Here is a 13,292-nt window from a genome sequence, read left to right on the forward strand (position 1 = left end):
ACTGGACCTGCCCAACCTTGAACAACGGCGGTACAACCCTGACTGAACTTCTGGAAATGCGGGTTTATAGAGATGACATCTTAATATATACTGACTTTAATCCAACCCTAGGCGGAACGGGTTCTTACCTTGATGCAGCCGTTCCTGCTTCTGGCTTATATGAATATCAGGTAGTTGGTTATAATAATGAAGGTGAAGGAACCCCGGTTAATGGTGAACTTTGGGTTGGTGAAGATATGCCGGATGCTGTTACCGATCTTGTATTGACTGATGTTAGCACAAATGTGCTTATTGCTCAACTTGACTGGATAAACCCCGCCACAGGCTTGCACGGCGGGTATTTAGCAGGAATTACGGGATACGATATAGAGCGTTCCGATGGAGCTGTTTTTGATTTTGTAGGCTCAACTACCTCCTGGCAGGATTACAGTATTACTGAAAATGGTATGTATTCGTATACTCTAACGCCTTACAATGCCGCAGGCTCTGGTCCCTCTACTACTTCTGCTGAAGTTGCAATTGGTTCTGCTATCATTCAGGTGGGAATTGGTGAGGAATTAAATCATCAATTACCCCTAGTTTTCAATCACATGGACAGCATGGTAGAAGTAGTTTATCTGCAGGAATGGCTGGATGTTGGAATGATTATCAATACTCTCTCCTTCCATGTTTCTATGACCAGCGTTATGAACGGCCCCCGTGATCTGGAAATCTGGCTGGGTTTAACGGCTGAAGCAGACTTGTCAGCTGGTTGGATAGATGGTACTGACCTGGAACAGGTATATAGTGGTTCAATTATTGTACCTCCTGGTGACAGCTGGGTTGAGCTACCTTTGGATGTAGACTATATTTATGAAAATTCAGACAACCTGGTGATGTTGATAATCAGTAATGATGATGATGATTATTTAAATACTGATGCGTGGTGGTGTACAGAGTCCGGAACACCAGCCAGAAGTCGGGTTGATTTTGCTAATAACGCGACCGGTTGGGAATTCAACGCTTTTACGGGTCCCTGGGATGGTGATCAGATCAGATCTCTTTATCCCGATGTAAGATTCGATTATACACCTCTGGGCGGCCCACAAACCCCCGATGAATCTACCGATGTAACATTCGAAGCCGATGCCGGCGGTGCCCTGGAAACGCAAATTGACTGGACCTGCCCAATTTTGAACAACGGTGGTACAATTCTGACAGAGCTTCTGGAAATGCGGGTTTATAGGGATGAATTATTGATCTATACGGACCCAAACCCTACTATGGGTGGATCAGGTTCTTACCTCGATGCAGCTGTTCCTGTTCCCGGCTTAATTGAATATCAAGTAATTGGTTATAATAGTTTCGGGGAAGGATTTCCGGTTTATGGATGGCCATGGGTTGGTGAAGATATGCCGGCTGCAGTTGATAACCTTGTCTTGACGCAAACGTCTCCCGATGCTTTATCCGGAACACTCACCTGGGACAATCCTACTACAGGCTCGCACGGCGGACCGTTCAATGAGCCGATCTTGGGATATCATATAGAGCGTAATGACGGTATGACTTTTGAACTGGGTGGATCAGCGACATCTTATCTGGATGACACAATTCCAATCTCGGCCTACTATTGCTACTCTGTTGTACCCTACAATGTGATTGGTGATGGTCTAGTTATGACTTCCAATTTAGTTCTTATTGCTGATTCTGATCTTTTGATTTTGGAAGACTTCTCAAATGGCGTTCCCCCCACAGGCTGGTATATTGATGGTCTGGGGCAGACTAACTGGTCTTCATCTGCAACTAACTTTGCCGGTGGCATTGTTCCGGAACTAAAGTTTAGCTGGGCACCAGAATTTTATGGAATATCACGCATGTGCTCAAATATTCTGGATACTTCCAGCATGAATGAATTAGCTCTGGAATTCAAGTATAGCCTGAGCCATTATGATACTGGTTTACCATATACAATTGGTGTGGCAACTACTACTGATGGCACAACCTGGAATGATGTCTGGAATCTAATTCCAACCAGTTCAATTCTACCAACAACAGTGAATGTTGATTTTACAAACGCAGACGTTGGCTCAGCTACCTTCCAGATATGCCTTTATTTTGATGGTGATTCCTACTTCAAATATTGGTGGATTGATGACGTGATCCTTACCGGCAATAGCCCTTTAATATTACCTCCGGAGAATATTGCAGTTGATTCTATTCTGGGCTTGGTAACCTGGGATTCACCAGCAGTAGATACAGTTGGTAAAGCTACTAATAATCGTGAATTGACAGGTTACAATGTATATTTGGACGATGTTTTGCAAGGCAATACAACAGAACTTGAATGGCTGTATGATGTACTGTTGATCAATGGTCTAAACTATCAGGCCGGCGTGGAAGCAGTTTATGATGAAGGTACATCCGAAATGGTTATAGTGGATTTTATTTATGAAGGAACAGGTTCAGGTAATATCTTACCTTTGGTAACGGAACTTTCGGGAAATGATCCCAATCCCTTCAACCCCGAAACAACGATCAGCTTCACAACCGCAAATTCAAACAATTTAACGCAGATTGATATTTACAATTTAAAAGGACAAAAGATCAAAACTTTACTGCATGAACAAATTTCAGCCGGGCAACATTCTGTTGTCTGGAATGGTAAAAATAATTCAGATATTTCAGTTTCCAGCGGAGTTTATTTCTACCAAATGAAAAGTGGCAGTTTTGTGGCAACGAAGAAGATGATTTTGCTGAAATAGAACTTTTTGGGGCAGCTCCGGCTGCCCCGGAATTCTGCTTCTGAAGCAGGAATATCATACTGTTTTAAAATATTTTGGAGAAATAATTATGAAGAAAATATTTATGGTTCTCATCGTCAGTTTTCTAATTCTCGGCATTACGCTCAATGCGAAAAATGCTGAAAAAACTATCATGCGAAATGTTAACGGGCTAGCACCTCGACAACTGAGCGGAATATCTAACCATGAACAAATGGTGTTTTCTAATGTAAACCGTGACCCTGATTCCCGGGTTTATGCTTTCAATGCTTATGATCCCAACACAATTATACCTGTAGGACCAGTTACATTCATCTTGAACGATCCGGCCGGTCTTACTTCTTTAGCGGCATCAACAGCTCCCTATCTCATGGCTGGAGCCTGCTGGTTGGCAGAAACCGAGACCTGGTACTGCACTCAGTACGGCGGAGGTTTATATACCATTGATCCTGCTACCGGCACTATGACCTATATAGCTGACTCGATCGGTTTAAATAGTATAGAAACTGATGATTCCGGAATTATGTATGGAACAGACGGCTCTAATTTATACACTGTTGATTGGACAACCGGTGCAACGATGCTGATAGGTTCTCATAATATAGGTTTCGCCATGGCAGGAATAGCCTGTGATGATGCAGGGAACATGTATGGCCTTTCTGTTGATGGAGAAGCTTCAGCTGATCTGTATTTAATCGCTCTGGATACAGGAATTGCAACCTCACTTGGTTCAACAGGGGCGCAACTTTGTTATGCCCAGGACATGGCCTACGATAAAAATGACGGAGTACTTTATGCAGCTGCTTATTTTGGTGACGGAACTCCTTCCGGTTTGTACAGCATCGATACAAATACAGCTGCTATGACCCTAATTGGTGATTTCCCCGATGGGATAGAAGTAGCAGCTCTGGCAATTCCTTATATACTGGCCGAACCAGGTGCACCTGCAGCTCCTGCTGATGTAGTCGTTACTCCTGATGGAAATGGTGGACTGAATTGTGATCTTAGCTGGACCTGCCCGGATTTAACTTTTGGGGGTGATCCTCTTACCGAACTTCTGGAAATGCGGGTTTACCGTGAAGGTATACTTGTTTATTCAGATTCAAATCCTATTATCGGTGGTGCCGGCAACTGCTCAGATTTTGTAACAGCTGCAGGAGTGTATATTTATGAAGTAGTTGGTTATAATAGTGAAGGTGAAAGTCCTGCAGAAGGAGAAGCTGTGTGGATTGGAGAAGATATTCCAGACGCTGTTATAGACTTCACATTAACAGATGTTAGTACAGAAGACCTGATTGCCCAACTGGATTGGACAAATCCAATCACAGGATTTCATGGGGGATATTTTGCCGGAATTACAGGATATAATATCGAAAGATCAGACGGAACACTTTTCAGTTTAGCTGGTTCTACTACAACCTGGCAGGATGTTACAATTGTTGATCCCGGAATTTATGCTTACTCTATAATTCCTTATAATAGTATAGGATTGGGTCCATCAACTACCTCTTATCAGGTCGGAATTGGCATTGATATCGCTCAGGTAGGAAACACAGAAGTTGGTGATTTTTATATTCCCCTCAACTTATGGTTTATGGATAGCATAGTGGAAGTAGTCTATTTGCAGGAATGGCTGGAAACAGGAATGATCATCAATACAGTTTCCTTCCACGCTGCCACAATCAGCACCATGACCGATGCCTGTGACCTGGAAATCTGGCTGGGTGAAACCCCGGAAGATGATCTGACTGCAGGTTGGATTCCGGGAGCAGATTTAGAGCAGGTGTTCAGTGGAACAATCGATGTAGCACCAGGAGATCACTGGCTTGAGATTCCTTTGGATGAAGACTTTTATTATGGGAACTATGAAAATCTGGTTATGATGATCATCCGTAATGATAATGAGAATTACTCCTTTAATGATCTCTGGTGGTGTACAGAGTCAGGTACACCGAACCGAACACGTTTAAATTTTAGTGATAACGAGACAGGTTGGGGATTCAATGCTCTTACAGGTCCCTGGTGGGGAACAGAGACTAAAACAATTTATCCTGATGTACGCTTCTATTACACACCTCTAATCATTCCCTCCCCAGGTGCAGCTACCGATGTAACATTCGCAGCAGATCCCGACGGAGCTTTGGAAACACAAATAGACTGGACCTGCCCGACTTTGAACTACAGCGGTACAACCCTGACCGAACTTCTGGAAATGCGGGTTTACAGAGATTCATTATTGATCTATACGGACAATAGTCCAACCATTGGTGGAACAGGTTCTTACCTTGATGCAGCTGTTCCTTTGTCTGGTTTAAATGAATATCGAGTAGTTGGTTATAATAGTGAAGGTGAAGGAATCCCGGTTAACGGAGAGCCGTGGATTGGAGAAGATATACCGGCTGCAGTTGATAACTTTGCCTTGGCGCAAACTTCTCCAAACACTTTATCTGGAACACTCACCTGGGAAAATCCTGCAACTGGTTTCCACGGCGGTCCTTTCAATGAGCCTATCCTGGGCTATCATATCGTGCGCAGTGACAGTATGGTTTTTGAATTGGAAGGATCAGTTACAACCTATATTGATGATACAATTCCAATAACCGCTAACTATTGCTACACTATTGTACCCTACAATCTGATCGGTGATGGTCCAATTATGACTTCCAATTCCGTTCTGATTGCTGATAATGGTCTTTTGATCTGGGAAGACTTCTCAAATACTGTTCCTCCCGAAGGCTGGCATATAGCTGATCTGGGACAAAATAACTGGTCATCATCTGCAACTAGTCGTGCCGGTGGCGCAGCTCCGGAAGCCTGGCTGGATTGGATTCCAGTATTTTCTGGAATATCACGCCTGTGTTCAGATACTCTGGATACTTCTGGAATGAATACCTTAACTCTGGAATTCAAGCATCGCGTCTATGACTATGAAGGTGGTTATACACTTGGTGTGGCAACTTCCACGGATGGTACAACCTGGAATGATGTCTGGACTACTATTCCAACCGGTTCAACTCCACCCGCAACGGTGATTGTTGATATTACAAATGTAGATGTAGGATCTGCTACTTTCCAGTTTTGTTTCTATTTTGCTGGTGAGTCATACGATATTGACTGGTGGTATCTTGATGATGTGATACTGACCGACAATGGTCCTTTAGTAGCGTCACCGGAGAATATTGTTGCAGTTATAAACACGGAACTTTCAGGAAATTATCCGAATCCCTTCAATCCTGATACAAATATTGCCTTCTCACTCAAAGAAGCTGGCCATGTGACCCTAGAAGTTTACAATATCAGAGGTCAGTTGGTAAAAACTCTTGTGAATGAAGTTAGAGAAACAGGATTTTACCTTGAGAACTGGAAGGGAAGAGATGATTCTAACAAATCAGTTGCAAGCGGAGTTTACTTCTACAAAATGAAATCAGGAGATTATCATAAAAGCAAGAAGATGCTGCTTATTAAATAGTCCTTCGGAATCTCACAGGACAAATCTTGATGAAATAGGATAAACAGATAATTCGAAGCTTCTGGCTTTCAAGTTTAATTTTAAGCTTTACTAACCTTGCGAAGGTCGTTCCAGCAGGAGTCCAAAAACCTTCGCAAGGTTATCTTTATCCCTGCACTGCCAGAAAATAGATCTGCCAGAGTTCTTTTTGCGATGAATGCAGAAGCGGTTTCAAAACGGTCATACCAGCTTTTCCAATACTTTTTTCCAGGTATTTTATTTCAGCAAATTTCGCTTTGATCTCTTCATCTGCAGGCAAATTCATTCCTGTTTCCCGCAGCAGCAAAACTCCTTTGGCACGGATGGCCAGTTCCAGGTAAACTCGCAGATAGCAAAACAGATCAAGCACAACTTCTCCGCTGAAAACATTGCGAAATCCGGCTAAGTATTGCCCTTGTTTTGTGGAAGAAAAATTACCGCTTTTTAAAAATCCCAGCATTTTCACATCGGAATCAAAACCGCTTTGCAGCCAGTTTTTCATACCCTTTTCACTGTAAGAAAAAAGTCCGATCAGCAAAATTGGCAATCCCACAACCTGCAGCAGAGTATTGATCATCGGTGACAGGAAAAAATGATTGAAAAAAGAATGAATAATTATTGCTGCCAGTAAACCCGGTAGAAAATAATACAATTTGATCTGTTTATGTTTTCCGGTTATATAAACTGATATCAAAGCAAAGATAGCTGTGTTTCCTCCATGCATAATGGCTGTTCCAAACCCACGGAAAATCCAGAGCATAATATTGCTGCTTTCCAGTTGATAGAGATAATAAATATTTTCCAAAAGCGCAAAACCACTGCCTACAGCAAAGCCGATGATCGCTGCATCCACCAGAAATCCAACTTTTCCTTTTCGGATCAAGTAATACGGCAGCAATGCTTTGCAGAATTCTTCGATAACAGGAGCCAGATACAAAGATAAAGCTCGCTCTCCAACCAGGTTCAGCGATCCGGCATTGATAAGATAGCAAATGACAGCTACAAAAACACCAAAACCGATAGCTTTTGAAATTATAGAAAGTTTGAGCAGTTTGTAATTATCCAGAAAGACCAGCATTCCCAGAAAAGAAAAAACCGGTATAAGACTGATAAAGATTCGCAGCATCAGAACAGTTTCAAGCTCACCATCAGTTCTTCAGAACGATTCCAGTCTTCATCCCAGGCGGCAGCATAGCCAAAGGATAAAGTTGATTTGAGAAGTGACAGGGTGATGAACCTGACATCAAACTGCATTCCGGCATTAAAATAGAAATTTCTCTCAGCAGTATCCGCAGCATTGGTGGAAAGGATCGAGGTAAACAAAGCTGGTCGCAGCCAGCGTGCATACAAAGCGGGAATACCGAATTTACGAAATCGAAGCGGCGGCAGATTCAGTTCCAATATAGATTTGGCAAAGCTTTTTCCACCTACTTCGTTGATTTCCAGACCGGGAAATGAATAGTATTGGCGATAACGCTGCTCATCCTGATGATCGACCCAGTTATTGCCGAAACCGCCAAAATAGAAATTGGCGAAAGAATTCTGTAGATCACTGAAATTGTAACCGGCTGAATTTCGTAACCAGATGGAACAATGATGCATCAGGAAAGGTATGCCGAAATCTGCTGTAGAAATGATGTTGGGATAAAAATCCTCATTCACGTAGGATGAAGCTATTTCTCCCGAAAATTGATAACCTTTTTCAGCATCAACCGCTCCCAGCGATTTTTGCAGAAAACTGTATTCCAGCAAACCCGAAGCTATATACATTTCATCATAACCGGCAGTTACATTCTGATAATCCGGCAGGATTTCCAGATCACCATATCCCGTAAGATCGCAGGTAAAAATTAACTCCCGGGGTTTGTCATAGATCAGGTTTTTTTTGTAAGCGATACCAAATGAGTAACCTTTGCGGCTAACTTTTGTAGGACCAAAAAGATCGTAAAAATCTGCTCGATTATAATCTGCTTTGAACGAAAAACTCTTGTATCGAAGCTTACCTTTGAGATGAATTCTTTCCTTTTCGGGAAGTGATTTCTGGGGTGAATAAGAAGCGTTTAAGGCAAAGTTTGTAAATCCGATTGCGTCCTGCCATACCAGATGATAACCAAATGCTGTTTCGTTTTTGTAGCCTTCCACAATAGGGTATGCACCGTTCAGATGAATGTTGTTGAAAAGCTTGTAATTTCCTTTATAAGTTTGCCTGCTTTCCAGATCAATTTTTGCGGGAGATCCGTCGTTCCAATCTTTCACGTAAGGAAATTTATCGATCACCCTCTGACCAAGATATTCGATCGCACCGACTTTATCCAAAGCTTTATTTTCGATCCAGCCGGGAATCCAGCCTTTTCCTCCCACGTAATTGAACACGATCAAAGAATCTTCATTAACAGGAACGGGACGGAAGAAACCGGTTTCACAATTGGAAATTATCGAAATATCATCGATAGCAAAATCGTAGCGATAAACATTGGATACTCCTGAATAATAGGATGTTCCAAAGAGATAACGTCCATCTGATGAAAAGACAAAATTAGCGGGAGAACTGTAGTCAAAATCGAAAATCTGCTGAAAGTCTGCTTCACCATTTTGAAGTTTTGCCAGATCAGCCCACACAAGCTGCTGGTTACCGTCGATACGTGTGATAGCTCCGGTAAGTTTATTACCGTCGGGAGAAATGTCCAGATCATACATATCGGAGCCATAAGGAAAGGCATAAACAGCCTTCCAATCAGTATAGGGAGATTCAATTCGAATTATTGTCGATATCCCATTTTCATGACGAACTCCCCAGAGCGATCTGTCAGCTTTATTCAAAGCTAATTCTCCTGCGCGCAAATCGGTGATCAACCTGGTAACTTTCCTGGTTTCAATATCAACCACATTCAGATCTCGCCGATAATAATTGTCGGTAGTAAAAAAAAGACGGTTTTCAGCCTGATCCCAGACCAGAGAAGTCGTGTAATAAGTAAAAGCTGCTTTCACATTACAAATTTTTCTCTTCTTGCCGGTATCTACGTTTAATTCCAGAATATGGGCAATTTCGCCGGGATATTTTACAGCAGTATATAAAAGATGTTTTTCCGCATCATAAAAACTGCGGGAAACCGAGCCCATTGCTTCTTCCATTATTGGATTTATTTCTGTGACCGGATTTTGACGAATTTTCTCCAGGTTCTGCTCTTGAAAATCATGTTCAAAAGAAATCCAGTCATTCCATTCATCAACCAAATTCCGTTGAAGAACATGTTGAAATTGTTTGGAAAAATATGCCTTGGAATTATCATCTCTGGTTACCCATTCTTTCAATTTCAGCGGTCCGTATTTCTGCCCCAGATAACTGTAGAAACGTGCTCCATAAAGATAGGAATTTGCTCCCACCTGGAAATCTATGGCAGTTCCTTCCGCTTCCAAACCAACCAGATCGTAAATATAAGTGGTGTCTCGCACCATGCTGCGAAACACCATTTCATCATACGAACCCAATGAACGTCCAATTCCACCTGACATCCAGGTTTCCATGCTTACGGCAATTCCCTCATGATACCAGCGAGGTGCAAATTTGCGGGGAGTTGCCAGATAAGCATACAGCAAAGAAAGTGGATTTTCGGCAACCTGCTGGATCTTGCTGCCAAAGAACTTCCGCCAGAAACGATCTGTATTGGAAGACATATCCATCGCTGTAATATGAGTCAGCTCATGATGCATCAAAAGGCTCATTCTCTCATTGGCGGGAGCTACTTCAAACACATACAGATAGGGCGACATACTGATATAAACGAAATTTCGCGGCACTGCAGAAGCTCCGCCATTGGCCCAATCCGAGAAATCTTCGATAAACACCGTCGATTCTTCCGATGGTTTATAATTCCAGAATTCCTGATAATACTCCCAAGTTCTAAGATAACTACGTGCAAGATGAGGTATAATATAGGAATGAGCATTGCTATAATAGATCAGGTTCAAATCAGCGGTTTGCAGATTATAGAGTTGTTGAGAAGATAACGATAAGCAGAGAAAAAAAATTAATACCAGTAGAGTAAACAGTTTCAGCAAAATATCTCCTTATTATCAAAAAAAAAGGAATCGACAATTGCCGATTCCTGATAAGTATAAAATTCTTTAAATAAACACTCCACTTTTCAGGTAATTCTGAAAATCCTGTGACATGAAAACTTTTTGTATATCCTGTGAATTGAATAGTATTTTAAATTCTTGTGAACTAAATACTTTTTGAAAATCCTGAGACAAATAGACATTTTGAAAGTCTTGTGAAAACCATTTTTGAAAATCCTGCATTGGGAAACCAAATTTCTGGAAATCCTGACTGAGTGATCTTATCGCATTCTGGAAATCCTGAGAACCAAACATGATGTTTTGAAAATCTTGTGAAAACCATTTTTGAAAATCCTGGCTATATACAGATTTAAAAGTATCATTTTCATAAAGATTTTTCAGAGCTTCATCCGATGATACGAGATTCATGTCTGCTGAAAAAAGTATTGTCTGTATTGTTTCTAAATTCCAGTGAACTACAAACTTTTGAAAATCCTGCATAAAAAATTTTGAGAATTGCACATCCTGGGAGAAAACAATTGCCTGGAAGTTATCACTCGCTAAAAAAGAACGAACTTTTTCGGGAGTGAGATCGGATTGATTTTCCAAATGATTATGTAATTTGAGTAAACCCTGACTATAGTAAACTGCTTTCTGCCATTCTGTTGCTAATATTATAAATTTGCTGAACTCTTCACTTTGCATAAATTTGACCACTTCCTCATTTTTCATGGCATTCTGCCATTCGGCACTTTGAGTGAGTGCAACGAAATCATCATTTTCCAGCAGAAGGTCTGAATCGTCCAACTGATCTCCGCGAAACTTCTTTGCCTTTTCCACACCGCCGATTGTTCCCTTCATATCTTCAGCCTTATCCAAAGGCCAGAATAATGAGAAGAAAACGATGCCTGCTGCTACAATGATTATGATAATTATAATTAAACCTTTCTTCATAACTAACTCCTTATATTATTATGATCAAAAAGCATCCTCATCTAAGTTCAGTCAATGTTTATTTTTAATCTGTTAGTCCGAAAAGATAAATCATTTTTTAATCTCATTCCTTGCCAATCTGGGTGAAGATTTAGAAAATGAACTCAAGAATTATTTTTTTGAATTGGGAGGATAAACGATGAAACAATTTTTTAATTCGGAACTATGGCTGCAATTGATACAGAAATCAAAAGACTGGATAACAAGTGATCTGCCGGGAGCCTTTGTAGCAGTCATTCTTTTTCTGATCTCATTGAAGGTGGTCAGGTTTTTTTTAAAAAAGATCAGCAAATTTATGCTGGCACGAGCCGAAAAAGATACAAAAGTAGATACCGATGAAGCTTCAAAAAGAATAAATACTCTGATCAATATCATACATGGATTATTCAGGATCATTCTCTGGTCTATATTTTTGATGATCCTGATGCCCAAGATCGGGATCAATATTGCACCGATTCTGGCAGGAGCGGGAATCCTGGGTCTGGCTATCGGTTTTGGTGCGCAGGAACTGGTGAGAGATTTTATTTCGGGATTTTTCATAATTCTGGAAAATCAGATTCGAGCCGGTGATGTGGGGATTATCAATGGAAAAGCTGGATTGGTAGAAAAGATTGAATTACGAACTACTACTCTGCGCGATTTTTCGGGCGTGGTTCATATTTTTCAAAATGGCAAGATCAATGATCTTTCCAATATGACAAAAGAATGGTCGGCAATTGTGTTAGATATTGGTGTTGCCTACAAAGAAAATGTGCAAAAAGTAATGGAAATTATGAGGGAAGTTGGAAACGAACTGAAACAGGATCCTGACTTTGGAAAACTCATTTTAGAACCAGTTGAGGTTTTCGGTCTTGATAAGTTTGCTGATAGTGCTCTCGTTATAAAAGCCCGCATCAAAACCAAACCCATTCAACAATGGGGTGTAGGGCGAGAATATCGCAAAAGATTGAAAATGGCATTTGATGAAAATAATATCGAAATACCCTTCCCACATACAACCGTTTATTGGGGAGAAAAAATAAAACCCTTGAAAATGGATATCAATTCTGCAAAACAGAAATTGGAGAGTTAACAGAAAATTCTTATATTTCACTATCCTCGGCAGAGCCAAAGGGTATTTCGATAAATTTATTTCAGCAAGCTGAAAATCGAATTTTCATTCTTTACCCCTCTCCGGCAACTGCCGGATCTCCCCTTAACAGGGGAGAAAATTTGGAAAACCCCGATGCAGAGCAGCGAGGAATTCTTACATTGATAGAAAATTTTATTCCAGTTTAGCCGGTTTACACAAAGATTTCGCTTCAGCAGCAGCATGTCCGCATTTCTGGCAGATGTAGCGGGGATATTTCACCAGTTCAGAATATTCTTTCAGATTGGTTTTGTGATAATCCTTTTTGACCAGTTTGCAGAGCTTTTTGTGATCTTTAGTTTTTCCCATTTTCTTTCACTCAAAAAATCTTCTTGTAAATGTGGCAGTAAGGCAGGCTGCCTTTCTTGTCATAATAATCCTGATGATAATCTTCCGCTTCATAGAATCTAGGGGCCGGTTTTAGTTCCGTAGCCACATCATAGCCTTTATCTTGCAGGATTTTTATCAGTTTTCGGGCTGTCTTGTTCTGTTGATCCGAAGTGTAGAAAATCGCCGATCGATATTGATGTCCGATGTCCGGTCCCTGACGATTGATCTGAGTGGGGTCATGGATTTCAAAGAACAGTTTAGCCAGTTCTTCATAACTTATTTTACTGGGATCATAAACTATTTCAGCTGTTTCCGCATGACCGGTATCGCCGCGCACCACATCGTAATATTCGGGATTTTGCAGATTTCCACCCATAAAACCAACTGAAGTGGAAATTACGCCATCCAGTTTCTGAAAATGATATTCCACACCCCAGAAACAGCCGCCGGCAAAATAAGCTTTTTCCTGTTTAATTTTTTCCGGTTCAAATTGCAGTGAGATGGAATTCACGCAATGACGGGTGTTTTTATCTGT

8 protein-coding genes are annotated in these 13,292 nt (G+C 41.1%); 3 read left to right on the plus strand and 5 right to left on the minus strand.

Annotated features, from left to right (window positions below):
• On the plus strand, nt 1-2,741 hold a 2,741-nt coding region (locus K9N40_11345; GenBank protein ID MCF7815060.1), incomplete at its 5' end, for a T9SS type A sorting domain-containing protein.
• Nucleotides 2,742-2,829: 88 nt separating this feature from the next.
• Nucleotides 2,830-6,228 (plus strand): T9SS type A sorting domain-containing protein, encoded by a 3,399-nt coding sequence (locus K9N40_11350; protein ID MCF7815061.1) that lies wholly within the window; start codon nt 2,830-2,832, stop codon nt 6,226-6,228.
• Between the two features lie 145 nt (nt 6,229-6,373).
• Here the strand turns inward: K9N40_11350 and K9N40_11355 are convergent, their stop codons facing one another.
• The 3 genes from K9N40_11355 to K9N40_11365 all read right to left on the minus strand — a co-directional run bounded on the left by K9N40_11355 (nt 6,374) and on the right by K9N40_11365 (nt 11,259).
• Nucleotides 6,374-7,372, minus strand: a complete 999-nt coding sequence (locus K9N40_11355; protein ID MCF7815062.1) for a PrsW family intramembrane metalloprotease — start codon at nt 7,370-7,372, stop codon at nt 6,374-6,376.
• The gene (locus K9N40_11360; protein ID MCF7815063.1) at nt 7,372-10,305 is read right to left on the minus strand and encodes a hypothetical protein; all 2,934 of its coding nucleotides are present in this window, start codon (nt 10,303-10,305) and stop codon (nt 7,372-7,374) included. The genes K9N40_11355 and K9N40_11360 overlap by 1 nt, the downstream gene beginning before the upstream one ends.
• A gap of 66 nt (nt 10,306-10,371) precedes the next feature.
• Entirely contained in the window at nt 10,372-11,259 is an 888-nt protein-coding gene (locus K9N40_11365; GenBank protein ID MCF7815064.1) for a hypothetical protein, read from the minus strand.
• Between the two features lie 178 nt (nt 11,260-11,437).
• On the opposite strand from K9N40_11365, the gene K9N40_11370 reads away from it, so the two are divergent.
• On the plus strand, nt 11,438-12,370 hold the full coding sequence (locus K9N40_11370) for a mechanosensitive ion channel family protein (GenBank protein MCF7815065.1): 933 nt from the start codon (nt 11,438-11,440) through the stop codon (nt 12,368-12,370).
• Nucleotides 12,371-12,562: 192 nt separating this feature from the next.
• Here K9N40_11370 and K9N40_11375 read toward each other — a convergent pair whose 3' ends face one another.
• Nucleotides 12,563-12,736, minus strand: a complete 174-nt coding sequence (locus K9N40_11375; GenBank protein ID MCF7815066.1) for a hypothetical protein — start codon at nt 12,734-12,736, stop codon at nt 12,563-12,565.
• A 10-nt stretch (nt 12,737-12,746) separates the two neighbouring features.
• Nucleotides 12,747-13,292 (minus strand): peptide-methionine (S)-S-oxide reductase MsrA (msrA, locus tag K9N40_11380; GenBank protein ID MCF7815067.1); only part of this gene is annotated, 546 nt, incomplete at its 5' end.

Source organism: Candidatus Cloacimonadota bacterium (assembly GCA_021734245.1).
Taxonomy (GTDB): Bacteria; Cloacimonadota; Cloacimonadia; order Cloacimonadales; family TCS61; genus B137-G9.

Bases quoted from the DNA above. Each gene is read 5' to 3' on its own strand.
- K9N40_11365 (MCF7815064.1), bottom strand. From the start codon at position 11,259: ATGAAGAAAGGTTTAATTATAATTATCATAATCATTGTAGCAGCAGGC.
- K9N40_11375 (MCF7815066.1), bottom strand. From the start codon at position 12,736: ATGGGAAAAACTAAAGATCACAAAAAGCTCTGCAAACTGGTCAAAAAG.
- K9N40_11350 (MCF7815061.1), top strand. From the start codon at position 2,830: ATGAAGAAAATATTTATGGTTCTCATCGTCAGTTTTCTAATTCTCGGC.
- K9N40_11370 (MCF7815065.1), top strand. From the start codon at position 11,438: ATGAAACAATTTTTTAATTCGGAACTATGGCTGCAATTGATACAGAAA.
- K9N40_11355 (MCF7815062.1), bottom strand. From the start codon at position 7,372: ATGCTGCGAATCTTTATCAGTCTTATACCGGTTTTTTCTTTTCTGGGA.